We start from the raw sequence: 25,061 nt of genomic DNA, 5'->3' as shown, positions 1-25,061 counted from the left end.
GCTGCCATTGCTGTTGGTGGCAAGGGTGAGGCGGCAGGATCAATGCCTAAAGCATTGGGTTGTAATAATTCTAAAACTGGATCGGGATTAACTAAGGGTGGAACTTCTACAGGGACATCGGGCGCAACGGTGGCAACGACGGTAGCAGGGGCAGGAGAGACGCTTGAGTGCAGGTTAAAACCACATTGACCACAGAAAGCAGCATCTGATTGTACAGTTGCGCCACAATTGGGGCAATTAGTAGTAGCTGGTAACGGTGTATAGCAAGCTTCACATTGCACAGCACCGTCTGGATTGGGGTGATTACAATTAGGGCAGACAATCATTGATTTAAGCCTTTGTTCAAGAGCATCCTAACAATAGTCTTGGCAAGCACAGAGAAATCTGGGCAGTTGCCCACAGGGAACTATGACAGCGAGGAGTTGAGAGGAGGGTTTCCCCATACAGGCAACTGTGAATTCCTTGCGCTTGTCGTGAATTATAAGAAACACTACAAGGGAGCAACTCTAGCTTCCGATTTTAACAATTACTCGTGAAGAGAAAATTAAGCTGAGAGTTCTGCACCTGCTGCGGCATCAAGTAGCCACCACAGTTCCCCTTGGGGTTGAATGAAGCGGGATGGATAGGTGAAGTTATCCGCTACAGGGGCAAATACATGAGCTAAAGCCGGTCTTTTGTTAGCACCAGCAACGATAAAAATTACACTGCGAGCCGCGTTAATGAATGGGTATGTAAAGGTTATGCGGGGGTTGCCGTCTTTGTTACCCACAGTAATTAAGCGATCGCTTACCTTTAAAGCTTCTGTGTGGGGAAACAAAGATGCTGTATGGGCATCATCGCCCATCCCTAACAATACCACATCCAAAGCGGGAAACTCTCCCGGTGCTGACTGAAAAAATGCTTGTAGGTGCTGTTCGTACTTAGTAGCCGATACCACTGGATTATTATCCAAGGTGGGTACGGCGTGAATATTGGCGGCGGGGATATCAACACGATCTAGCCACGCACGACGCGCCATCAATTCATTACTATCGGGATGGGTTGGGGGGACATAACGCTCATCTCCCCAAAATACATGAATTTTATCCCAAGGTAATTTTTGCTGGGCGATCGCTTCATATAACGGCTTAGGTGTGCTACCGCCAGATAAGGCGATAGTAAATCGTCCCTGCTGTTTAATGGCAGTATCTAACTTAGTTAGGATCAAATCCAGCGATCGCGCGATTAACGCTGATTGATCCGGTAGGACTTCAACCGTTTTATTCATGGCTTTATCATCAGATTACCGGCTTCCAGCAATACCATACCTAACTTATGCCAACTCTTCTGTTGAATTTTGAAACTTTTAACATCAGAAATTAAGTCAGCATAAGTCCATTCAATTCATGCTTATCACCTTCGATGATGACTTGTCAGTAGTCGATGGTACGAATGGAGGGGATTGGGGATTGGGGATTGGGGACTGGGAAATCAGAAGAATTGGGGTTATTTGCAGGGGGAAAAGGGGAAAGTCCCCTCTCCCTTGCTCCCTGCTCCCCTGCTCCCTCCGCTCCCTCCGCTCCCTCTGCTCCTCCGCTCCTCCTACTCCCTACTTCCTATTAAAATAAAGTCTTCCAGTCAGGTATTGCGGCTTGTTGGGCAATGAATAATTGTTGAATGCCTTTTTCGGCATAATCTAGTAGCTGATTTAGTTGGGTACGGTTAAAACTGCCTTCTTCTGCTGTACCTTGTATTTCGATGATGCCTAAGTTTTGATTCATGACTACGTTGAAGTCTACTGTGGCGGCGACATCTTCTATATAGTTCAAATCTAGATATGGTTCTTGTGCTAATAAACCTACAGAAATCGCTGCTATTTGTCCACACAGGGGCGATCGCTCTAAGATTCCTTGCTGCATTAATTTAGCGATCGCATGAGCCAAAGCCACGAAACCGCCTGTAATTGCGGCTGTTCTTGTTCCTGCATCAGCTTGCAATACATCCGCATCAACGGTTAAAGTTCGTTCTCCCAATGCCTCAAAATCAATTGCTGCCCTTAAACTACGTCCAATTAAACGCTGTATTTCCTGTGTTCTGCCAGACAATTTTAACAATTCTCTTTCCTGACGCTGTTGTGTGGCTGAAGGTAGCATCCGATACTCAGCCGTTAACCAACCCTTGCCAGTTCCTACCAAAAACTTGGGGACTCCTTCCGCAACGCTGACGGTACAAAGCACCTTTGTTTCACCACAGATTGCCAGCACCGAACCAGGAGCAAAGCGGGTAAATTCAGTTTGAAAAGTTACAGGACGGAGTTCGTAGGGTTTTCGACCGTCGGGACGCTGCCAAACCATGAAAGCTGCCTCAAAATTTTGATGATGAAATATTGTCTTAAAGTTACTTTAGTATTGCCACTCATCAAGAGTGCTGTATCTTAGGTTCAGCATCTCAAAGTGAGGACAAAGCAAGAAGACTGAAAACAAAGTATAAAGTTTATAGTGAAATATACAGTAACCTGCAACAGAAAATTTTAGGATCACGAGCAGAAAGACTCAATTAAGTCGCTGAAATTAAGGTAAGAATATTTTGCAGTACAAATTCCGGCGGCTGATCGCCGTTAATTGTCAAGAGGCGGCGACGACGGTCATAATATTCTAAAATGGGAATAGTGCGGTCATAGAAAACTTCTACACGTCGCTGGACGATTTCTGGTTGATCATCGGGTAAAGAACGTCCGAGAGAACGAGTCACCATCACCGCCTCTGAGACTTGTAAATAAATGGCCCAATCTAACTTCTGCCCTAATTCGTCTAGCAAAAAATCTAATTCTTCAGCTTGGAAAGCGGTACGGGGATAACCTTCTAAAACCCAGCCACCGCTAACGTCAGGTTTTTTCAGACGCGAGCGGATTAACTGAATAATCATATCATCAGGGACTAATTCCCCCCTGGACACGTAGGGCTGGGCATAACGACCTAGTTCACCCAAGTTAGCGTAAATTCCATCTAGCGATTGATTACCAGATATCGCTTCCCGCAAAATCTCACCCGTAGAAATTTGGGGGATTTCCAAGTGACTGCAAAGCCTTGTTGCTTGAGTGCTTTTACCTGCTCCTGAACCTCCTAAAATCACTAATCTCACAATTATTCACTCCTGAACCAGTAACATTGACAACATAATAAGTTGGTTTTGCCCAACCTCCAAGTCAATCTAACATCTAACCTAGGAGGTAGGGGAGCAGGGGAGCAGGGGAGCAGGGGAGGCAGGGGAGCAGGGGAGCAGGGGAGCAGAGGGGAAAAATCCAATACCCAGTCCCCAGTCCCCAATCCCCAGTCCCCAGTCCCCAATCCCCTTGACTTCTGCATAAACCTAGTGTTTGACTGATAAAGCAGATTGCCAGACCGATAATCCTGAGTAATAGGACTTAAGCAAGTGTCATCATCTAAGCAAGTGTCATCATCAAAGTCTCGTGTAGGGTGCATCAGAAGCGATAATTGGGTTAAAAAGAACAGATTTTCAACATCTGACGCACCCTACTAATGTGCCAGTTGCGTAAGTCCTGAGTAAAAACAGATTGATTATACAGGTAGTTTTTCTCCAGGGAATATCTGCAAAACCTAGTTAATTTATTGTGATTTTTTGAAATTTATCCTATGGTTGCCCAGTTAGAAACACCCAGTGCCAATTCGACCGTCAACTTACCACACCATATTAAAGGGCTAGTACAGGTTTTCACTAGCTCCCATCGCAACTTTTTTACTAGCGTTATGGGTGAAGCTTTGAGAATTGCCGGTCAAGGTACACCCGTATTATTAGTGCAGTTTCTCAAAGGCGGCATCAATCAAGGACAAGATCAACCAATTCAGTTAGGACAACACTTAAATTGGATTCGTTGTGATTTACCTCGTTGCATTGACACAGCACAATTAGATGAAGCGGAACACAAAGCTTTACAAAGTTTGTGGCAGCACACACAACAGGTAGTAAACGAGGGTAAGTATTCGCTGGTAGTTTTAGATGAGTTAAGCTTGGCGATTAACTTTGGTTTAATTGCTGAAAGTGAGGTGTTAGAGTTTCTTGCCCAACGTCCTCACCATGTAGATATTATTCTCACAGGCCCCGATATGCCGCAATCTCTTCTAGACATTGCAGACCAAATCACAGAAATTCGTCGTAGTCATCGACCTTGAACAAATTGACTAAACAAAATACACAGTTCACGATATCCTATTTATTCTGTCTGAATTATCTGTGAGCTTGTGATTAAGAACGACATCTGGATTACTGAAATGGCTCAAAAAGGTATGATTACTCCTTTTGAGCCAAGTTTAATGCGAAAAGTGCAGAAAGAAACATCTTCTGAGCCTCATCCTGTGATTAGCTATGGTTTATCTTCCTATGGCTATGACATTCGACTTTCTTCGGCTGAGTTCCGCATTTTTCGCCACGTTCCCGGAACTGTTGTTGATCCCAAAAACTTTAATCCTCAAAATTTAGAATCGACACCATTGCACACAGATGGTAATGGTAGTTATTTTATTTTACCGGCTCATTCCTACGGTTTAGGTGTGGCTTTAGAAAGACTAGAGGTTCCAGATAATATTACAGTAATTTGTATAGGTAAATCTACTTATGCTCGTTGTGGGATAATTGCCAATCTAACGCCTGCTGAAGCTGCTTGGCGTGGTCATTTAACTCTAGAATTTTCTAATTCTTCTAGTGCAGATTGTCGCATCTACGCAAATGAAGGTGTGGTGCAATTACTATTTCTAGAAGGTGAACCCTGCGCGATTAGTTATGAAGCGCGTCAGGGTAAATATCAGGATCAGTTAGAGGTTGTAACACTGGCTAAAGTTTAGTAGCGATCGCTCGTCATCATACCCCACAATTAAAGAGCGATCGCTTGTCGGAAATTAAGGTGCTAACCTTCCCTTTCCTAAACGCTGCTTCTCATACCAAACTGCGATCGCTGGTACCCACTCGGCAAAATGCGGCCACATCAATTCGCACAATTTTTGAATTTCTAATTGTGCATCTTTTTTATTTCTCAAATCACAAAAATGTAAGAATGACCGCACATTGAAGCTGACTATAAAATGTTGACGGTAATCAAAAGGTACTATTCCCCTAGCGTGTTCTTCCGACATCCCCGCTTCAAAACTTGCTGTATAGCGTTTAGCAGCGTCTAAACACCATTCTAAATCTGCTGCACGTTGCTCTGGCGAATAGTAATATTTTTTACCTTGTCTATCACTATAATAACCAACGGGACGTAGATAAAAAACATCTTCTATATCTTTCTTCCCTTCTAATACTTCAATAAATTGTTTTCCCGTGTAGCGGAAAGAGTTGTGAACTACAACACCATTAGCAACAAAATTATGCCAATCACCTTCCACTTCTAAGTCATAAGTCATTTGTTGTCCAAGGTATTCTACACTCTTGACTTTAACGGGATGCGCCCGTAACTTTCTGCCAATTGGTTTTGGTTTAGGTTGCCAATTGTCAGTGTCTATGACTGGGTGATAAGATTTAGCAAATTCAGCCTCTAGGTTATTTTGATGAATGTATTCATGACAATCCTTGCATATAGTCACTAAATTATCAAAATCGTATGCAAGGGATTCATCAGCATAAACTGGTATTAAATGATGAGTATGAAGATTGCCACCACGAACTCTACATTTTTGACAAATATAGTTGAACTTTTCATGTACTTGCGGTGCAATGTCTCTTGTCCATCCACCTATTAGTTCTCGTGCAGTGGATGTACCTCCTTTCCAAAAGTTAGATTCTTCTTTTCTTTTTGGATATTTTTTGGCATTTTCTATACGTTTTTGACGACTTTCTGCTGATAAATTTAAACGATAACCACCTTTACCTTTGTTCCAGGGATTTTTGCTACCAGATGGTTTTTTATTTAGGGATAATCCGTAAGCATAGACCCATTTTTTAATTGCTTCTATGGAGCAGTTAGCTAATTTTGCCATCTCATCAGCATGAAGTCCTTGATTAAGTTGCGTCTCTAACCACAATTTGTCTCGATAAAGTGCATCAGGGTTATAGTTCCAAGGCTTGTGTTCTGGAGAAAATTGACTATCTTGTTGATTCAAAGGTAATCCATATCTAGCAGCCCAACTTCTAACTGTGTTAATAGAACATTCAGATAGTTGTGCAATCTCTAATGTCGATAGTCCTTTTACTATTTGAGCTTGTAGCCATTCCTTGTTTCTGTAAAGTCCGTTACCTACTACTGTCAGACCATTACACATTAAGCTGCATGGCTTAGTCATTTGGACTACACTACCATCATGATTAGTCACTAAGCCAATAGCATCACCCATTCTTTGCCAACCTTCTGAAGTAAATAGGCGATGGTTGACGGTACAATCTAGAGTCTTTCCATCCTCTAAAGTTAATCGATAGACTGGCTGAATACCACTGCATATTACATCTTTAATCTGCCCAACTTCAAACAAGCCTGTCTTTTCGTTGAGAACCCGTAGACGCATCTTACGGATACGTTGTTTACAGTCACGTCGATATTCACCGGGTAGTTCTCCATTTCTACCTCGAATTGACCTTTGGCGAGTTGCTTTTTCTCCGTTAGTCCAAAGTTCGTATAACTCTCCAATGGTTTTTTTCAATTTTTGGCTACTTTCGCCTTTACAGTTAACGAAAGTAATTTCAGTATTAGCTGACAAACATTGAACATCAAATGATACACCTACTCTGTGAGTACGAGCCTGTTGCATGACGCTGTGGGGAAAATAGCCACAGTTCAACACAATTTGGGGATGCTCTAGCGGCCCATAGTGTCCTCTCTCACCTGCTAAGAGTCGCTTAACAATGATTTCACCACATTCTGACTCTGAAGGCCAAGAGTCACGCTCGTCAGACACAAACTTATCTGTATAGTCTTGGTGCATAGCGGCGTAAATCACCTGCTGCGGGTTCGGCGTTTTGGCAATAACCTCTACTCGGAATCGATCCATTGGCTTTTGGGAAGGTAACTGAGATTGTCTAATAGAAACACACTTTGCCTATTCTCTAGACTGGGAGAGTGAGTCCGATACACCATCATATCTCTTGAGGCAGATTCAGATACTTTACAAATCTATATATATTTGTTACAGTTCTTAACAAGATAAAAAATTACTGGGGAAAACCTCATGCGTACAAATGCTTCTATAGTTGATGATCAAGGTAAATTGAACAATTTTGCGATTGAGCCAAAGGTTTATGTGGATGATCAAGGCGATCGCACTGGTTTCACTCCCTACGCCGAACTCATCAATGGGCGTTTAGCAATGATCGGCTTCATCTCTCTGATTGCACTGGAAGTGTTGACAGGACAAGGTATTTTTGGTGCTTTAGCCAGCCTGTCAAAATAATTTTAAGTTTTGTAAAATTTAGCTTAACAATCAAGAGGCGGGAATTTTCCCGTCTTTAATTTTATTCCTTGTTCCCTATTCCTTGTTCCCTGTTCCCTGTTCCCTATTCCCTGTTCCCTATTCCCCGTTCCCTGTTCCTTGTTCCCTATTCCCTGTTCCCTGTTCCCTGTTCCCTATTCCCTGTTCCCTATTCCCCGTTCCCTGTTCCCTGTTCCCTTTTATGATTTCATGTTATTTTGGCCTTGATTAAAAGCCGTTTCATCAGTCAAAATATCGGGGAATTTATGGCTTTAACTGCTTCAACAATGCTGGCATTAGGCACGCAAGCACCAGATTTTCATCTACCGGAAGTAGTATCTGGCAAAACAATTTCTCTGGCAACATTTGCTGATCAAAAAGCATTATTGGTAATGTTTATTTGTCGCCATTGTCCGTTTGTGAAACACGTTCAACAGGAATTAACAAGGTTAGGGCAAGATTATGTAAGCAGTGATTTGGGTATTGTAGCTATTAGTGCTAATGATGCGGCAAAATACCCAGATGATGCGCCTGATGCTTTAAAACAACTCGCCACAGAATTGGGTTGGCAGTTTCCCTTATGCTATGACGAAACTCAGGAAACTGCTAAGGCTTATACTGCTGCTTGTACACCTGATTTTTTTGTGTTTGATGGCGATCGCCAACTGGTTTATCGAGGACAATTAGATGATAGCCGCCCTAGTAATGGTAAACCTGTAACTGGTGCAGATTTACGGGCTGCTATTGATGCAGTCTTGGCGGGTAAACCTGTCACCAGGGAACAAAAGCCTAGCGTTGGTTGCAATATTAAATGGAAACCGGGGAACGAACCTAGTTATTTTGGGTGAGTTCAATCAGGTAAGGTGGGCATTGTCAATAAATTCAAACACAGGCTTTGTGCAAATTCCCAGCAATGCCCACCCTACAACTCAAGAATGTTTAATTTCTAGATTCAGGATATAACGCCCTAGTTGGACTGTTTCAGCCCACAGTTCGTATTCTACGCGTAAATGCTCTGGTAGTGGATGTCCAGTTAAGGTCAAGCTATTGGTGAAGTTGCGTAACCGAATAGGATCACTGGGTTGTAATGACTCTGTGGGTAGCCAATATCGACTTACGCCATAGACACCCTGTTCCCAAAAGTGTCGGTAACTTACCTGTTCATTACCTTGCATTGTCATAGTAATGCGGTAAGGCGAAATCTCTAACCACAAAATTCTCGGACTACTGGGCGGATGGATTTTACCCCTCGATGGCGTAAGGGCATCTGGTGGCGTGTCGGGATTAGTGACTTCACAGGTAATTAACGGCGGTGCATTCAGGAGTAAATGGAATCTATCGGTAGCTTTTTGATATAGTGTACCAGCAGTTTCCACAACTGACCAAAATGGCAGGTCAGTGGAAATCAGTGATAGGCTTACGGGCTTGCGGTGGTGGGTGAGCATGGGAGCAATGAGAAAAGCTATTAATGTGATAAAATTAATACCAATGGGATTTTCCGGTCAAATTGAGCAACTAAAGATTAATTCATAGTAAAACCTGCTTAATCTTAACTGAAGATACTTATTTAGTAAGCTAAATCAACATAAATTTGATATTGGTTTCAAAAGTGAAAACGACGTTTACCGCCTGTTAGGGAAATTTATCAATCATCGGACTTCCGCAAGTGTCAGACTAAATATCTATATATAAGGTGCGTCAGCCTGCATCAATCCTGCAAATAAACTGGTATTTGGTATCTGACGCACCCTACTAATGTGCTAGTTGCGTAAGCTCTGAGTAAGATAAGTGAAAAGTTATACTTGGCTAAAAAATATATTTTAGTGAGCAAAAAGCGATAGGATACTAGGCAAGAAGTCACCCGTAGCGGCTCATACAGTCGCTGAGTGGCTTCTCGTGTATTTAAAAGCCAGAGTATCCTGATGTCGGCTGCTGCTATAACCTTAGAAACTCAAACAGACCTTTCTCATAAGTTAATTATCCAAAGACCCTCTACTGGGGTATCATTACAAGGTCGCATTCAAGTACCAGGGGATAAATCGATATCCCACCGGGCGTTAATGTTAGGTGCGATCGCTCAAGGGGAAACGGAAATTCAAGGGCTACTTTTAGGTGAAGATCCCCGTAGCACTGCTAGCTGTTTTCAAGCTATGGGTGCGGAAATTTCCGAACTCAATACAGAATTAGTACGGGTGAAAGGAATTGGTTTAGGCAATTTGCAAGAACCTGTAGATGTGTTGAATGCTGGCAACTCTGGTACAACTATGCGGTTGATGCTAGGATTGTTAGCATCTCACCCTGGACGGTTTTTTACTGTCACCGGGGATAGTTCGCTGCGATCGCGTCCGATGTCTCGTGTTGTCAAACCTTTGCAACAGATGGGGGCGCAAATTTGGGGACGAAAGGGTAATACTTTAGCACCCTTGGCGATTCAAGGACAAATTCTCAAACCAATTCACTATCATTCTCCTATCGCCTCCGCCCAAGTTAAGTCTTGCATTATGCTGGCGGCTTTATTCACTGAGGGTAAAACTACGATTACAGAACCAGCACTTTCCCGTGATCATAGTGAAAGAATGATGCGGGCTTTTGGGGCTGATATCAGTGTTGACTCGGAAACGAACAGCGTCACTGTTACCGGACAGGCGCAACTGTACGGACAAAAGGTAGTTGTACCGGGTGATATTAGTTCGGCGGCGTTTTGGTTAGTGGCTGGGGCAATTGTTCCTGGTTCGGAATTGCTGGTGGAAAATGTGGGCGTGAATCCCACACGCACCGGGATTTTAGAAGCTTTAGAGATGATGGGGGCGGATATCCAACTGGAAAATCAGCGCGAAGTTGCTGGTGAACCTGTGGCGGATGTGCGGGTGCGTTCTGGTGGTTTGCACAGTTGCACGATTGCTGGGGATATTATACCGAGAATGATTGATGAAATCCCGATTTTGGCTGTGGCGGCGGTGTTCGCTGAGGGAACTACGGTAATTCGGGATGCGGAGGAGTTGCGCGTTAAGGAAAGCGATCGCATTACTGTTATGGCGCAGCAACTCAATAAACTCGGTGCTAAAGTGACTGAGTTACCTGATGGGATGGAAATTACTGGCGGTACTCCTTTGGTGGGTACGGATGTGGATAGTTATACTGATCATCGCATTGCTATGAGTCTAGCGATCGCTGCTCTGAATGCTACTGGTGTGACTACTATTCACCGTGCTGAAGCTGCTTCTATTTCCTATCCTAATTTTACTGCGACACTGCAACAGGTTGTAGGTTGAGGTGGTTAGGAGGAAATTAGGCGTTTTGATTTGGTTTTTCAACGCCAAGTGGCGCGAAGGTTCACGCATACCGCTAAAGCGGAACCCGCAGAGTAGGTACGCAGAGGTTTAATTACGAGTTGCTGTTTTGTGGATAAGTGGTTAGGGGTTAGGGAAGACGAGGGATTTTAGGGAACACCAACCAATAAATTATCCAAATTGACTGTTAGTAGGGTGTGTCAGTATGAATATTTTTTTGGTATTGCTAGGGTTTCTCGTACTGACGCACCCGACATTTTGGATGTTTTTTATCTGGAAGTCTTTTACTTGAGTTTCCCGATGCCCTCGTTATTATTTTCGATTCCCTAACACTATGGTTTGCGGATGGAATTTAGATGCTTCTTCCCAATAATCGACTTGATTAATGTTTACTTTCAGTAAGGCTATATTGGGATCGTCTAATCCTTGGGGAAACCACGTTTTTAGTTCTGGTTGCCATCTTTCTTGGATTTTTTTCGGTTCTTTGACTATTTGGGCTGTTCCAGTAATGGAAATATATTGTTGTTGATTGGGTGAGATGAAATTAACGTTTACCTGTTGGCAATGTTCAATTTCAATGACTTTATGGGAACTGCTGGAGGTAAAAAACCAAATTGTGCCGTCAGAGTCAATATCCCGATTAACGAACATGGGGCGACTATGCAAGCTACTATCATCATTAACTGTGGTTAACATTCCGTAATTCAGGTTTTTCATTAATGCACGCAGTTGCTCAATGTTTTGGTTTTGAACTGTGGTGTTTGCCATTTATTTACTCTATTTATTGTCTTGGAAATCTCTTCTTTAGAATTACCAGTATTTATTTCTCATTACGTGAGTCTAGAGGTTGAACTATTTTCTCTCTTGGGCAATTTGAGATGTAGATTTAAGTAGGTAGACATGAATAATTTTCATTAACTGATATCTTGCACCATTCTCAATAACCGTAGGGCGATGTACTGCTCACAACGTAAAAATAAGGATTAGAGCGTATTTTTATCTGTGCATCGCCTGTCTTTAATTGCAATCAAGCAACTGGTGCAAGATGTCAGTTTGTGTCTTCCTACTTATTACTTTAGACATAGGGTTTATTTGGTTCTTCAATAAGTAATCAAAATATCTCTTTCGAGAATTTAATTTTTCAATTATAAATATTTTGATTTTTTGGCTAAAAGGAATATGTATTTTTAATTTTGTGTAAAAATCTTTACATTTAATTTGAAATATGATAAATACTATTTTTATTCAGCTTTGAATCAGCCAAAAAATTAGCTTTTTTTACATAAATGAAAAATCAGACAATTTCTGCATTTAAAAATCTCAAAAAACATCAATTTTTTGTATTAGGGATAGCTTCCTGTTTAATAGCAATTATTATGACTGTAACCTGGCGGGCTGAAGATGTCTCTCAGCTAGGAATGACTATGCTGTTTATGTTGGCAGTAGGTTCAATGATTTGGGAAAAACGCCAGAGGTTAACCTGGAAAACTGACATCTTTTCTAGCGTTTTCAGCATGATATTAATTGCCTGTATACTATGGCAAAGTGTATCATTAAATCAAAGTGATAATGTCTTATTTTTCACTCATTTGTCGCCATTTCTTAGTGCTATTGCTATAGGCTTACTTGCTTCAGGTTGGAGGGGATTAAGGCAATATTGGCAAGAAATAATTGTTTTATTTTTCCTAGGAGTTCCAGAGTTAATTCTCGAAAAATTGATTTACATCGCTCCTCTAACTGCTAATTTTGCCACAATATTACTTTGGTATTCAGGTTTTGATGTATTGCTGCATGAAGAGATATATATAACTTTGGTAACAACTCTGGGTTCCCAGACTGTGAAAGTTGATCCTGGTTGTTCTGGAATAGGACTAATTAGCTATTTACTAGGAGTTTCAATCCTGGCTTTAGTGATGTTTCCTATAGAAAAGACCAAGACAATTATAGTACCTATTATCAGTGTGATATTAGCATTTTTCTTTAATGGGATACGCGTGGCAATCATGGCGGTTCTCGCCTCAAAAAACCAAGAATTTGATTTCTGGCATACAGGTGGTGGTTCCCAGGTGATTGGGACGATAGCAGTGTTAGTTTTTGGGTTATTATACTACTTACTCAATAAGCAGGGAAATAGAGAAAATCAGGTAAATACAGAATCTTAAACAACATTTCTGAAAGATGAAATTTATCTCTTTAGACATAATTGTGATTGACTTATTCCTACATTGATTGTGAAATACCCTGTAACTTTAGGGTGATGCAAGTAGGAATTTATTTGATTAAGCTTTGTACTTGACAAGCTGCTGCTATGGAGAAGTACAGTATGACAGATAAGTTGGAATTACAAGCTGTGAATCTTTCTGAAATTGTCGAGACTCTGACAGCTATGGTTCTCTCACCTGTAATTCTTCCGGTTGCAGATACTGTGAAACAGCCTGTAGTACGCACTGCGATTAAAGAAGCTGTGGAGGGTTGGGAAAATCTCACAGTAAATGTCAACAATACTCATGTCTCTAACGGACATCGAGAAACATCTAGTCATGGTAATATTCAAATTCACATAGAGCAGCCTTATGGAACTAATGGTAAATCGGAGATAGCTAATGATGTGATTAATGTCATCTCTGATATCAATGCAGATGTTGGGAGAATGACCGATGGTGTTGCTGATTTACGATTGCTGATGCCGATGGTATTAGGTTTATTTGCAATTCGTCAATTACTGGTGCAAGGGCTAAAACTGAATGATATTCCTTGGTATATATTGGCTTGGTGTGCTTTTGATAGTTTTATAAAACTTCATAATTCTACTGAATCACCAACCTCTCATGTAGAGATGAGCTAGAAATACACCAAAAGTTGGATTTTTTTACTGTGTGTAACTTTTACGTTGAAACTCTTAACAATGTTGGTGTCTGTTTTTATAGTTAGTGGAACTATAATCATGGAAGACGGATGCACGTAGTTTCCTAGTTTATCTGGGCATGAAGGGAGTTTAAATTGCTGTGATTAAAGCAATACATACTAGCGTTAAAGGTAGAGCTAGATATAAAATCACAGGGCTTTATGGTGCGCTAGATTTAAAAGAATATTTAGAGCGATCGCTAACTAAAAACCCAGCCATCATTCAAGCTCATGCCAATACTTTAACAAGTAATCTCTTGGTAATTTTTTCGCCACAATACAATTACCAGCAAATCGGCGAGATAATTCACAAGATTGTCTCGGATTTTCCCCAAAAACAGCCAGTAAGACAGGAAACAAAATCTCTAAAACCTAGCAGAAAACTTACTAAACTTGATAGTAACACCACAGACCAAAATCAAGAACATTGGCATTTAATCCCCACAGATAAAGTTCTGTACAAGTTGCAAACCTCCCAGGAATCAGGCTTATCTAGTGAATCGGCGGTAATTAATTTAAACAAATACGGGTTAAATGTCCTCTCAGAAACTGAGTTAAGGTCTGGTTTAAGTATTATAGTTGAACAGTTTAAATCCTTACCTGTGGCTTTGCTGGGTGTGGCGGCTGGGGTGTCGCTGTTTACGGGGGGATTGGTTGATGCTGTGGTAATTTTAGGTGTGGTGGGACTAAATGCAGTTATTGGTTATGTGACGGAAAGTCAGTCAGAAAGAATCATTAACTCTCTCAAACATCATCAGCAAACTTCTGCTTGCGTGATTAGAGATGGTAAGCAAATTGAAATATCCATAGAAAATGTAGCTGTAGGTGATATTTTAGTTCTCAAACCCGGAAATTATTTGGCGGCTGATGCGCGACTAATTGCCGCCGATAATTTAAGTATTGATGAGTCGGCTTTGACTGGTGAGAGTATCCCGATTAATAAAAGTACCGCATTCTTGAAGGGTGAAGATGTACCGTTAGGCGATCGCTTCAACATGGCCTACAAAGGTACTTATATCACAGGTGGTCAGGGATTGGCGGCAGTGGTAGCCACCGGCACCTATACGGAAATGGGTAAAATTCAACAGCTAGTAGGCGAAGCCAAAGCCACAGAAACCCCCCTCGCCAGACAGCTAGACGAAGTAGGCGGACAACTGGTAGTGATCAGTATGGGGATTTGTGGTTTAGTGTTTGGTATGGGAGTTTTACGGGGATATGGCTTAGTGCAGATGTTGAAATCATCTATATCCCTAGCTGTGGCTGCTGTTCCCGAAGGATTACCGACAATTGCGACTACTACCTTAGCTTTAGGTATCCGCGATATGCGGAAGAATAACGTTTTAGTGCGGAGTCTCGCCGCCGTGGAAGCTTTGGGTTCGGTGCAGACAATTTGCATGGATAAAACCGGGACAATTACCGAAAATAAAATGTCCGTGGTGGAAATTCACGCCAATTCTCGACAAATTCAAGTATTAGATGGTGACTTTCTACATGGAAAGCAAAATATTAACCCCTACGGTGATGATGAATTAATCAAATTGATTCATGTAGCGGTGTTGTGTAATGAAAGTGAAATCAGTAAATCTACAGAAGGGGAATATGCTGTTACAGGTTCAGCTACCGAAAATGCGCTGATTTACATGGCGATCGCGGCGGGAGTGGATGCGATCGCCCTCAGAGAGAAGTATCCCTTATTACAAACTAACCTCCGTTCAGAAAACCGCAACATTATGAGTACAATTCACCAGACTCATAATCAAGATAAATTTGTCGCGGTTAAAGGTAGCCCTGCCGAAGTAGTGCAACTATGCCAAAGTAAGATCAAAAATGGTCAAGTAGTACCTTTCGATGAAGAAGCAAGGCGGACAATTGAAATTGAAAACGATCGCATGGCTGGTAAAGCATTGCGAGTCTTGGGGATAGCCTATAGACATATCAGTGAATACCACAATGGCAACGGTAATCATTATGAATCTGATTTGATTTGGTTGGGTTTGGTAGGAATGGCAGATCCGATTAGAAAAGGCGCGAAAGCCTTAATTGCCGACTTCCATACCGCCGGCATCGATACCGTGATGATTACCGGCGATCAAAGTCCTACCGCCTATGCGATCGCTAAAGAATTAGAATTAAACCGCAACCTCCAACTAGAAATACTCGACTCCACCAACCTCAACAACCTCACCCCGGAAGCCTTAACCGCCCTCAGCGACAAAGTAGACGTATTTGCCCGCATCAGCCCCAGCAACAAACTGCAAATCGTCCAAGCATTGCAAGGCGCGGGTAAAGTTGTCGCCATGACAGGCGATGGCATTAACGACGCACCCGCCTTAAAAGCTGCCCAAGTGGGTGTCGCAATGGGTAAAGGTGGTACAGATGTCGCCCGTGAGGTAGCAGATATCGTCTTAGAAGACGACAGACTCGAAACCATGATTATCGCCGTCAGTCGGGGCAGAACAATTTACAACAACATCCGTAAATCAGTCCATTTCCTGCTAGCCACTAACCTGAGTGAAATCATGGTGATGACTATCGCCACCGCCGTGGGTATAGGCGAACCCTTGAATGCGATTCAATTATTGTGGTTGAACTTAGTAACAGACATCTTCCCTGGTTTATCCCTCGCAATGGAAGCACCAGAACCGGAAGTCTTAAGCCAACCTCCCCGCAACCCAGAAGAACCAATTATCAAAAAGTCCGACTTTGGCAGAATTACGTTTGAATCCGCCGTTATCTCGACTACCACCCTCGCCGCCTACGGTTACAGTCTGATGAGATATGGTATGACACCCAGGGCGAACACCATCGCCTTTATGAGTTTGACATCAGCCCAACTACTACACACCATTAGCAGCCGTTCCGAAACTCACAGCATCTTTAGCAAGGAAAAACTGCCGAATAATCCTTATCTCAATGCTGCTATTACAGGTTCTTTTGCTATTCAACTGTTAGCGATCGCCATACCACCACTGCGGAATCTGTTAAGAATTACCCCAATTAATCTTATGGATGGTGCTGTTATTACTGCTAGTGCTGTACTGCCTTTGTTAGTAAATGAAAGTACAAAAGGGACTGGGGATTGGGTACTGGGGACTGGGAAGCAACTCTTAAGCAGGGGAACAGAGGAACAGGGGAGAATTACTAATTCTCAATACCCAATAGAAGGTGAATTATGAAAAAAGACTTCATGTTTACATCAGAATCTGTCACAGAGGGACATCCTGATAAACTGTGTGATCAGATTAGTGATGCAATTGTAGATCGTTTTTTACAACAAGACCCCTTTGCGAGAGTAATTACAGAGTGCGCTGTTGCTACAGGTATTGTTTTTTTAGCTGCCCGCTTTGAACCTAACGCGAATGTAGATTTTACCAACATAGCCAGACAAGTTATTGCTCAGGTAGGCTACGACCACAAAGAATTTAATGGTAAAACTTGTAGTGTTTTAACTAGCTTAACAGAATTACCACCGGAGCAATATCATTTATTTGATGAACAAAAATTATCAGATGCAGAAATCGAAAAAATTACTGTAACTAACCAAGCTACAGTTTTTGGTTTTGCTTGTAATCAAACCTCAACACTCATGCCTTTGCCTATCTGGTTGGCGCACAAGTTAGCCAGAAAAATGAGTGAAGTGAGAAATAAAAATATTCTGGATTACCTGACACCTGATGGTAAAACTCAAGTAGGAGTAGAATATCGCAATCGTCGCCCTTATAGAATCCATAGTATTACAGTTATTGCCAGTCAAAACAAACGCTCTAAACCTGATTTAAAACAATTACAAGATGATATTCGAGAAACTGTGATTTTTCCGGTGTTTGAACAGGAAGATATTAAACCGGATGCTCAAACTAGAATATTTATTAACCCTGATGGGCCTTTTATTATTGGCGGGCCTGCGGTACATTCTGGTTTAACAGGTAGGAAAAATGCTATAGATACCTATGGGGAATATTCTAAACATAGTGGTTCGGCTTTAAGTGGTAAAGACCCGATTAGAATTGATAGAGTAGGAGCCTATGCGGCTCGTTATGCTGCTAAAAATGTAGTGGCGGCTAACCTCGCTGATGAATGTGAGGTACAGTTAAGTTATTCTATTGGCTTGTCTCGCCCGGTGAGTGTGCAAGTAGAAACTTTTGGTACTGGTAAAATATCTGATGAAGAAATCACGATTTTATTAGAAAAGTATTTTGATTTTCGCTTGGCTGGGATTTTGAAACAATTTAATTTAAGACATTTACCTTCATTAGTAAAAGGAGGGTTTTATCGCAAACTTGCAGCTTATGGTCATGTGGGTAGAGATGATATAGATTTACCTTGGGAAAAAGTTGATAAACTGGGAGTTTTTTAGAACCGTAGGGTGGGCAAATGTCCACAAAGAAAAAATCAAGGTTTGAACAAATGTTCTGTATTGCCCACCTGAGTTTAATTGGATTCATTTTCTGGTGTGGGAATAGAAAACTGTGGACTAGGTATAGTTGGGATGACTACAGGTTGGGGTGTTTCAGCTTGTAGTTGTGATTGTGCGGCATTACGCGCATTTATCGCCGCTTGATCATTGGGTTTGTATTTGATAGCTTGCTCATAAGATGCGATCGCCTCTCGATATTTTTTTAAACTCAAGTAGGCATTGCCCCGACTATACCAACTTTCAGAATGATTTGGCTGGTGGCGTACCGCCTGACTATAGGAGGCGATCGCTTGCTCATATTGTTGTAAATTATATTGAGAATTCCCCAAAGCATACCAAACTTGGTAATTATTCGGCTGAATTCTTGCCGCTTTTTTATAAGCTTCTATCGCTTCTGTAAACCGTTGACTTTGATGTAACGCCCAACCTCGCCCATACCAGGCTTGATAATTATTGCTATTAGCTTTAATCACTTGATTGAATGCTTCCCCTGCGTCTGGATAACGCCGCAAAGCAATCAAAATATTACCTTTAGCTAACCAAGCTGCATAATGTTTGGGATTGTATTGTACAGTTTTTTCATAAGCATTAATCGCGTCTTCATAGCGATTCACATTAACCTGGGCATTGCCTAAGTTATACCATGCTCGTTCATAGTCTGGTTTAATTTTTACTGCCTGTTTAAAAGCGGCGATCGCATCTTCGTACAGTTGCAAATTTTGCAGTGCTAACCCTTTATTATACCACACTGTATAATTCTCTGGTTGCAATTCAATGGCTTGCTCATAAGCTGCTATGGCATTATTATATTGTTTTAAATTGCTGTAAGTTTCACCTTGAGCATTCCACACTTCCGGGTAGTTATTATTAAGTTGTAAAGCCTTATCAAAAGAGGCGATCGCTTCTGTATATCGCCGGAGATTTTGCAACACAAAACCTCGACCTCTCCAAGCTTCCACATAATTCGGCTGGAGTTGAATAGCAGTGTCATAAGCTGTTAGTGCTGCTTCATATTGCTTTAATTTAGCTAAAGTTCTACCCTTACCATTCCAACCTTGAGCATAGTCAGGTCTAATATTTACCGCCTGTTCATAAGCTGCCAAAGCATCTTCATAGCGTTGCAATTCAAATAATATATTACCTTGTTTAGACAATTCTGTAGCATTATTACTATTGACACTGTTAATAATAAAAATAGCAGCCACAGCCGTAGCACTAATTAAGATAGTTGCCAATAACAACTTAAGTAAGATACTTTTTTTATTTTTTACTAACTTAACTTTTTGTGGTGGTAAAGTCGGAAATACCGCCAGAGTATGAGAGGGTGGTTTGTTTAATTCTGTCAGTGCTTGTAATGCGGCTGTAGCTGATGGGTAACGGTGGCGAAAATCATAACACACCATTTTGTCAATGAATTTAGCAAACTCTGGTGTGACATTGGCGTGACTTTGCCAGATAATCTCATTAGTATCTGCATCTCGTTCTAGTTGACTGGGTAATAAACCAGTCAGTGCTTGAATGGCAACTATTCCCACCGCATAGATATCACTGCTAAATTGAGGACTTCCTTGTGCTTGTTCGCCGGGGATATAACCAGGTGTACCGATAACAACTGTCGGCTGATTTTGTCCTGTAGTGGCTATTTGCGTAGTGATTTGTTTGACTGCACCAAAATCAATTAAAATTAACTTGCCATCATCTCGCCTGAGTAAATTACGCGGATTGATATCACGGTGGATGACATTTTGTTGGTGGACAAATTCTAAAATTGTCAGAATTTCTTGTAACAATATTGTTACATCCGCTTGCGTAAAAGTCCGTCCTGGTGTTAACTCTTGACTCAGGTCATGGCCGGAAATCAATTCTTGTACTAGATAAAATGAAGCATTTTCCTCAAAATAAGCTAAAAGCTGAGGAATCCGGTCATAATTGCCTAATTTATACAAAACTTGGGCTTCTGTATCAAATAAACGCCTAGCAATTTCTAGAGTATTCGGATCATTAGCTTGGGGTTTGAGTTTTTTGACAACACACTGAGGTGAACCAGGTAATTGAGTATCACAAGCCACAAAAGTTTCACCAAATCCCCCACCTCCCAAGAGGCTGATAATTTGGTATCTTCCCACAAGTGTATTGCCCAGCATCAAATTTACCTACTTGAGTGCATTGTGATCTGATTCCAATATTGCCACAGGTTGATGAAAGCGTGGGGATGGGGGATTGGAACAGACTGGAAGGGACTCAGAAGAATAACTAAGAAGCAATGACTAATAACCAATGACTAATAACCAATTTCCATGATTCCTATTAGTGATAACTTACGCTCTGATAAACAACCTATTGTTAATTATTGGCTGATTGGTATTAACATCTTAATATTTTTATGGCAACTTAAATTAGAATTGAGTGGTGAGTTAGGTAATTTTGTTAATCATTGGGGTGTAGTTCCAGCGCAGTTGACTACAGCCATCAATAATGCACTGTTGATCAATCCGGCGGCGTGGTTGGTGGTTGTCGGGCGGTTGTTTTCTCTGGTATTTGGGTTATTTCTGCATGGCAGTTTTAGTCAAATTTTGGGTAATCTGTTGTTTTTGTGGGTGTTTGGTAAATCTGTCGAAAATATTCTAGGACATAGACGTTATTTGGGTTTGTATCTGATTGCTGGTGTGTTAACTGTTATCGCACAAGTTTTGGTTGAACCGAGTTTAAGAGTTCCTGTGATTGGGGCAAATGGGGCTGTAGCTGCTATTTTAGGGGCTTATGTGATGCGGTTCCCTAAAACTAAAATAGACACGGTTTTACCTTTAATTTTGATATATATCCCTATCCAGTTACCTGCTTATTTTTATGCTTTTTGGTGGTTTGTTCAACAGTTATTCTACGGTATTGGCAGTTTAAACATTCCGCCTGTGGGTGTGAATCAACCGAGTTTAGCTTACTGGATGCAGTTTGTCGGTTTGCTCATCGGTGCTGGTTATATGAGAATATCGCCCGGACTCAGCCATAAATGAAACCAGATGTTTAGGCAGACAAACAATTGTCATTGGTGGAGGGCGATCGCCTACTTGTTTCCTCAGCATTATTCCCCAGACTCAGAAATTGCCACATCTTCCTGAGTTAGCCTCATGCCGTGATGCTTGCTGTTTGTGCGTCAGCCATTGGCTATGTCATCAGGTAAGCATAATTTAATGCCGTCATTTCTGTGATGGCGATCGCTTTATTCCTTGCAACCACAGCTAATTAACTGAACCGTCTTCAGCTATATTCCCCAAAATTCATCATCTTATTTTTATAAACTGCAACAATATTTATCTTGAAATTTTACTGGTATAGGTGATAAATTTTCTAAGACTCAAATCTGGTGCAATATAAACAACCAGTCAAATCGAATACATTTAAACCCAAACAACCATGACTATAAGTCTCAGATAAGTAAAGTATGATGCAACATTCGCCATTTTTTTCTCAGTAATCTCAGTAATATTTATCGCTATTACCGTAGAATTACTGTTTGATGTAGTTTATGATTCTCCTAGGATTTTCCTGACGAAGAAATAGCAGTTTTTTATCAATTTAAATGTTGGTCAAAAACAGCAAGATTTCTTTTAAATCCTCTATGATTTTCTATTAAGTCCATTGTGGAATAATTTCTCTGAAATTATTCTAGATCATATCCAAGAGCTTCAGGAGTAATTGTCATGAACCAAATACAATTAACTTTAATCATTAGTTATCTATTGATGACTTGTTACTTTTTTATTAACTGGCTACGCTTTTCGCTGCGTCACCCTACTTCTTCCCCAGAAGACAAATTTTTATCTTTTATCATGTTTTTAATTACAACAGTTTTTTGGCCTGTAATTGTGCCGATATCTTTGCTAGAGGTGTTCAAAACGCGGAAACTGGAAATCAGCACAGTGATACCAGTTTTGTTAGCGATGTTTGCATTTAGTATTTCTTACCTAATATCTGAATTTTCTGCCTAGTCATCAAACAAACTTGTTTCAGGATTACCGCCTCTATTGCTGACTGCGTGTGCATAAATAATAGGTATTGTGATTGAGTAACCGGGTGAACTGCCGTTAGCGTAGCATGAACAAAGCTCTTGAGCTTCACCCGGATAAATTCCCCTGCCAGTCTCCTACCTTGATGTTTATGCAGCGAACATTTTTTGTAAATTTTCAGGATGTGTAGCTGCTAAATATTGAGCTGCCATTTCTGGTGTAAGCAGTTCAATCATGATTCTGTTTTCTAACCAGAACTCAATCACATCAAAGAAAGAGTCACGATTACAGCGTACAACTCTCCAACCTTCGCGATTACCAATCTGTTCGATTTTCTCTTGAGTAGTAGAGACAGAAATGGCGGCATGGGTAGCTGTATAACCAGACACAGTAGAAGCCTCGACAAAAGTGACTTCATGATCACCTTCACCGGGTTTTAGCTGAGTTTTTAAAGGATAAATTTCAATCCCTGTACCGTGTTCATCGAGGGGTAAAACCATGTAACTCCCTGGATGGGGGAAAAAGGGAACAGCTTTACCATCCAAGACTTCTGCTAGAACTTGGGCAACTTGTTGGGGATTCTCAGCAGAAATAGAAATGTGATGAATCATAATATACCTCACCGCCCCATGATGATGGGGTTAATCAATTTTTTTATGAGTCTTTATTGTCCACAATCGGCTTGACTTTTTATCACCGATGTAGCATAAATTTATGCAGTTCACGCCAATAAAAAAATTGATTGAGCGGAGAAATTACACAAATAGCCTCTCAGCTACTCACGAGAAAATCCCACAACCTCACACAAAAAAATCAATATACCCTACTCCCAAGTTCCTATAAGGGTTTAGCGATGCTAAACCCCTACTCAGATTTTAAGGCGTGGTTGGAGTCGTTCCAGGTGTAACTTCTGGCGTGACTGGTGGAACAACTTCTGGAGTGACAACTGGGGGTGTAGCGGCTGGGGGTGCGGTGGTTGGGGTTTGCGTAGCAGGCGCGCAGGCTCCTATAAATATACTTAACCCAACAGATGAAGCTAACAAACAGAATTTTTTGCTCATAAATCCTCCTATGAGAATTAAGTTTGAACAGTTAAAATGTGGGTACTATCGAAATCTTGGCCATGAAAACACCTACGGTGAAACGTACAGTTTCCAAAGCTGAATTGCCAAATCGAAAATTATTTATTGAACGCCTGTAATGCTTGGTGCTAACGATACACAAGGTTTTCCCTACTATGAGAATTGTTGCCAGTTTGGCTTTATCCTGAGTGATTTAGTCAGCTTTTACATCCGTCGTTGGTTATAAGGCTTTTTTCTGAGAGCAGGGTATATATTAATTTACAAGTGATACTGTTTCTGAATTTTAGAGACGTTATAGGTAACATCACGCACCCGATGAATCAACAGTGAGTTGGGGCTAATTCCTACTTGTTCAAATCCGCAAATCTTGACATTTATATTATGATGATACAGCCTCCATCTTTTCAACCAATTTCACAACGTCCCATCTTTAAACTTCCCCATGATGCCAGAGTGGCTGTGTGGGTAGTCATGAATATCGAACATTTCACTTTTGGGAAATTAGGGACAGCTATTCAACCTCATTTAAATAGTTATCCAGAAATTGCTAACTATGGTTGGCGAGACTATGGGAATCAAGTGGGAATTTGGCGGTTATTGGAATTATTTGCTGAGTTGGAAATTCCGGTTACTGCCGCAGTGAATGGGGAAATTTGTCCGCTTTATCCAGAAATTATGGCAGCTATCACACAATGTGGTTGGGAAGTCATGGCACATGGCTTAAATAATTCCACTGGGCATAGTGGCATGGATAGAGAAACAGAAACTCAGGTAATTAATCAAACTTTAGATTTATTCCGCGAAGCTACTGGCAAAATTCCTAAAGGTTGGCTTACGCCAGGTTTTTCAATTACTGAATCAACTTTTGATTTATTACAGGCGGCGGGTATTGTTTATACTGCTGACTGGGTAAATGATGAGCAACCTTTTTGGTATCCTGTGTCTGATGGGCAATTGTTAGCTATTCCTTATACTATCGAAGCTAATGATATTAGTTTGTGTTTGAGTAATCGCTTTTCTGGTGCTGAATTTTCGCAAGCAATTATTGACCAATTTGATCAACTTTGGCAAGATGGTAAACTTCAAGGACGGGTTATGGCTATTGGGTTGCATCCTTTTATTGTTGGTCAACCTCTGCGGTTAAAGTATTTAAAGGAATGTTTATTATATATTAAAGGTCATCCTAATACTTGGTTAACTACTGGTGAGGGGATTTATGATTGGATGGTTGAGGAAAGGATTGATTAAAATTTTTCAACGCAAAGGTGCGCGGAGGTAACGCATACGCCGTTAGGCGTTCCCGCAGGGTAGGAACGCAGAGAGTTAGTGAAGGTTTTTGGTTTTGGATGCACGATTTATTAGAGGCATTTGGGTTAGTGGTATGGCTACTTCTTCAACTCCAGTTTTAAGGGTACCTGTATTTGATGCTAATGCGGAAAATGTTCAACCTTATGGGTTTTTGTTGGGGGATGATGTCTGTAAGCCAGGGTTGGGTATTCCTTTTTATCAAGATAGGGTATTGGAAGGGGAAAATGTAGATTTTATCTATCGGGGAAGGGCAACTTTTAGAACTGCGAAGATTTTACCGGGATATCCGCCAGTTATTTGGTTGGAAAGGCATCTGTATATGACTCAAATGTTTATCGCTTTGGGTCAGGCTCCGTTTATTATGGTGATGGCTCCACCTAATCATCAGGCTGGGGAGGATTTACCTAGTTTAAGTCAAGTTCAGGCTTTGCGTTTTCAGGCTGGACAAGGTTTGTTGTTACATCTCGGTACTTGGCATGATTTTCCTATAGCTGGCGATGATCGCCCTGTGGTGATTTTAACAGCTAATTCTGATGAGGTCGTCACGGCTTTGAGTCAAATGCAGACTCCGGGCGAAATGAATCAGGGTGATGTGTATAAGATTTCACTGCTACAACGCTTAAATTGTGAGATTCAATTAGAATTTTGAGTGGGGTGTTGCTGTT

General features: G+C 41.2%; 22 protein-coding genes and 3 pseudogenes. 13 read left to right on the top strand and 12 right to left on the bottom strand.

What is annotated here, in order from left to right:
• The 4 genes from A3775_RS14750 to A3775_RS14730 all read right to left on the bottom strand — a co-directional run.
• Positions 1 to 326: zinc ribbon domain-containing protein (locus tag A3775_RS14750; protein WP_156481643.1), on the bottom strand; the 326-nt coding region annotated here is incomplete at its 3' end.
• Between the two features lie 218 nt (positions 327 to 544).
• Positions 545 to 1,267 (bottom strand): 6-phosphogluconolactonase, encoded by a 723-nt coding sequence (gene pgl / locus A3775_RS14745; RefSeq protein WP_066380106.1) that lies wholly within the window; start codon positions 1,265 to 1,267, stop codon positions 545 to 547.
• 331 nt (positions 1,268 to 1,598) lie between these two features.
• Positions 1,599 to 2,333 carry a ribonuclease PH gene (gene rph / locus A3775_RS14735; RefSeq protein ID WP_066380111.1) on the bottom strand — a complete coding sequence of 245 codons (735 nt, stop codon included), beginning with the start codon at positions 2,331 to 2,333 and terminating at the stop codon, positions 1,599 to 1,601.
• Between the two features lie 202 nt (positions 2,334 to 2,535).
• Positions 2,536 to 3,120 (bottom strand): nucleoside monophosphate kinase, encoded by a 585-nt coding sequence (locus A3775_RS14730; RefSeq protein ID WP_066380113.1) that lies wholly within the window; start codon positions 3,118 to 3,120, stop codon positions 2,536 to 2,538.
• Between the two features lie 512 nt (positions 3,121 to 3,632).
• Between A3775_RS14730 and A3775_RS14725 the strand changes: the two genes are divergently transcribed.
• Together A3775_RS14725 and dcd are read left to right on the top strand one after the other, a co-directional pair.
• Positions 3,633 to 4,169, top strand: a complete 537-nt coding sequence (locus tag A3775_RS14725) for a P-loop NTPase family protein (protein ID WP_066380115.1) — start codon at positions 3,633 to 3,635, stop codon at positions 4,167 to 4,169.
• 99 nt (positions 4,170 to 4,268) lie between these two features.
• Positions 4,269 to 4,838 carry a dCTP deaminase gene (gene dcd, locus A3775_RS14720; RefSeq protein ID WP_066380117.1) on the top strand — a complete coding sequence of 190 codons (570 nt, stop codon included), beginning with the start codon at positions 4,269 to 4,271 and terminating at the stop codon, positions 4,836 to 4,838.
• A gap of 54 nt (positions 4,839 to 4,892) precedes the next feature.
• On the opposite strand, the pseudogene thyX reads toward dcd, so the two are convergent.
• The 3 pseudogenes from thyX to A3775_RS25400 all read right to left on the bottom strand — a co-directional run.
• A pseudogene (gene thyX, locus A3775_RS25410) lies at positions 4,893 to 5,327 on the bottom strand (FAD-dependent thymidylate synthase); the annotation flags it as partial.
• Positions 5,328 to 5,330: 3 nt separating this feature from the next.
• Positions 5,331 to 6,626 (bottom strand): annotated as a pseudogene (locus A3775_RS25405) (HNH endonuclease); the annotation flags it as partial.
• Between the two features lie 60 nt (positions 6,627 to 6,686).
• Positions 6,687 to 6,974, bottom strand: a pseudogene (locus tag A3775_RS25400) (FAD-dependent thymidylate synthase); the annotation flags it as partial.
• A gap of 177 nt (positions 6,975 to 7,151) precedes the next feature.
• Between A3775_RS25400 and A3775_RS14710 the strand changes: the two are divergent.
• Both A3775_RS14710 and A3775_RS14705 read left to right on the top strand, forming a co-directional pair.
• Entirely contained in the window at positions 7,152 to 7,373 is a 222-nt protein-coding gene (locus A3775_RS14710; RefSeq protein ID WP_066380121.1) for a chlorophyll a/b-binding protein, read from the top strand.
• Positions 7,374 to 7,657: 284 nt separating this feature from the next.
• A complete protein-coding gene (locus A3775_RS14705) occupies positions 7,658 to 8,239 on the top strand; it encodes a thioredoxin family protein (protein WP_066380123.1) in 582 nt (193 codons plus the stop codon).
• A gap of 81 nt (positions 8,240 to 8,320) precedes the next feature.
• On the opposite strand, the gene A3775_RS14700 is transcribed toward A3775_RS14705, so the two are convergent.
• Complete coding sequence (locus A3775_RS14700; RefSeq protein ID WP_066380125.1) at positions 8,321 to 8,836, bottom strand: hypothetical protein; 516 nt, start codon at positions 8,834 to 8,836, stop codon at positions 8,321 to 8,323.
• Positions 8,837 to 9,313: 477 nt separating this feature from the next.
• On the opposite strand from A3775_RS14700, the gene aroA reads away from it, so the two are divergent.
• A complete protein-coding gene (aroA, locus tag A3775_RS14695; protein ID WP_066380129.1) occupies positions 9,314 to 10,663 on the top strand; it encodes a 3-phosphoshikimate 1-carboxyvinyltransferase in 1,350 nt (449 codons plus the stop codon).
• A gap of 330 nt (positions 10,664 to 10,993) precedes the next feature.
• On the opposite strand, the gene A3775_RS14690 is transcribed toward aroA, so the two are convergent.
• Positions 10,994 to 11,449: a pyridoxamine 5'-phosphate oxidase family protein gene (locus A3775_RS14690; RefSeq protein WP_066380130.1), complete on the bottom strand. Its 456-nt coding sequence runs from the start codon at positions 11,447 to 11,449 to the stop codon at positions 10,994 to 10,996.
• 518 nt (positions 11,450 to 11,967) lie between these two features.
• Between A3775_RS14690 and crtA the strand changes: the two genes are divergently transcribed.
• The 4 genes from crtA (at position 11,968) to metK (ending at position 17,942) form a co-directional block, all read left to right on the top strand.
• Positions 11,968 to 12,843: a cyanoexosortase A gene (crtA, locus tag A3775_RS14685; protein WP_066380131.1), complete on the top strand. Its 876-nt coding sequence runs from the start codon at positions 11,968 to 11,970 to the stop codon at positions 12,841 to 12,843.
• Positions 12,844 to 13,004: 161 nt separating this feature from the next.
• Complete coding sequence (locus A3775_RS14680; RefSeq protein WP_066380132.1) at positions 13,005 to 13,526, top strand: hypothetical protein; 522 nt, start codon at positions 13,005 to 13,007, stop codon at positions 13,524 to 13,526.
• A 160-nt stretch (positions 13,527 to 13,686) separates the two neighbouring features.
• Entirely contained in the window at positions 13,687 to 16,761 is a 3,075-nt protein-coding gene (locus tag A3775_RS14675) for a cation-translocating P-type ATPase (RefSeq protein ID WP_082803757.1), read from the top strand.
• Positions 16,758 to 17,942: a methionine adenosyltransferase gene (gene metK, locus A3775_RS14670; protein ID WP_066425577.1), complete on the top strand. Its 1,185-nt coding sequence runs from the start codon at positions 16,758 to 16,760 to the stop codon at positions 17,940 to 17,942. Before A3775_RS14675 ends, metK begins: the two co-directional genes overlap by 4 nt.
• 74 nt (positions 17,943 to 18,016) lie before the next feature.
• Here the strand turns inward: metK and A3775_RS14665 are convergent, their stop codons facing one another.
• Positions 18,017 to 20,146 carry a serine/threonine-protein kinase gene (locus A3775_RS14665; RefSeq protein WP_066380136.1) on the bottom strand — a complete coding sequence of 710 codons (2,130 nt, stop codon included), beginning with the start codon at positions 20,144 to 20,146 and terminating at the stop codon, positions 18,017 to 18,019.
• 153 nt (positions 20,147 to 20,299) lie between these two features.
• Between A3775_RS14665 and A3775_RS14660 the strand changes: the two genes are divergently transcribed.
• Both A3775_RS14660 and A3775_RS14655 read left to right on the top strand, forming a co-directional pair.
• Positions 20,300 to 21,013: a rhomboid family intramembrane serine protease gene (locus tag A3775_RS14660; protein ID WP_066425575.1), complete on the top strand. Its 714-nt coding sequence runs from the start codon at positions 20,300 to 20,302 to the stop codon at positions 21,011 to 21,013.
• Positions 21,014 to 21,700: 687 nt separating this feature from the next.
• The gene (locus A3775_RS14655) at positions 21,701 to 21,988 is read left to right on the top strand and encodes a hypothetical protein (RefSeq protein WP_066380138.1); all 288 of its coding nucleotides are present in this window, start codon (positions 21,701 to 21,703) and stop codon (positions 21,986 to 21,988) included.
• A gap of 167 nt (positions 21,989 to 22,155) precedes the next feature.
• Here A3775_RS14655 and A3775_RS14650 read toward each other — a convergent pair whose 3' ends face one another.
• On the bottom strand, positions 22,156 to 22,617 hold the full coding sequence (locus tag A3775_RS14650; protein ID WP_066425573.1) for a hypothetical protein: 462 nt from the start codon (positions 22,615 to 22,617) through the stop codon (positions 22,156 to 22,158).
• A gap of 264 nt (positions 22,618 to 22,881) precedes the next feature.
• Positions 22,882 to 23,067 carry a beta-Ig-H3/fasciclin gene (locus A3775_RS23655; RefSeq protein ID WP_082803756.1) on the bottom strand — a complete coding sequence of 62 codons (186 nt, stop codon included), beginning with the start codon at positions 23,065 to 23,067 and terminating at the stop codon, positions 22,882 to 22,884.
• Between the two features lie 408 nt (positions 23,068 to 23,475).
• Here A3775_RS23655 and A3775_RS14640 point away from each other — a divergent pair, with 408 nt between their 5' ends.
• Positions 23,476 to 24,336 (top strand): polysaccharide deacetylase family protein, encoded by an 861-nt coding sequence (locus tag A3775_RS14640; protein ID WP_066380956.1) that lies wholly within the window; start codon positions 23,476 to 23,478, stop codon positions 24,334 to 24,336.
• A 133-nt stretch (positions 24,337 to 24,469) separates the two neighbouring features.
• The gene (locus A3775_RS14635; protein WP_066425591.1) at positions 24,470 to 25,045 is read left to right on the top strand and encodes an ureidoglycolate lyase; all 576 of its coding nucleotides are present in this window, start codon (positions 24,470 to 24,472) and stop codon (positions 25,043 to 25,045) included.
• Positions 25,046 to 25,061 lie beyond the last annotated feature (16 nt).

This window comes from Anabaena sp. 4-3, from assembly GCF_001597745.1.
In the GTDB taxonomy this organism is placed as follows: Bacteria; Cyanobacteriota; Cyanobacteriia; order Cyanobacteriales; family Nostocaceae; genus Trichormus.
The sequence above is the reverse complement of the archived record's forward strand: the minus strand, read 5'-3'. Positions and strand labels throughout refer to the sequence as shown.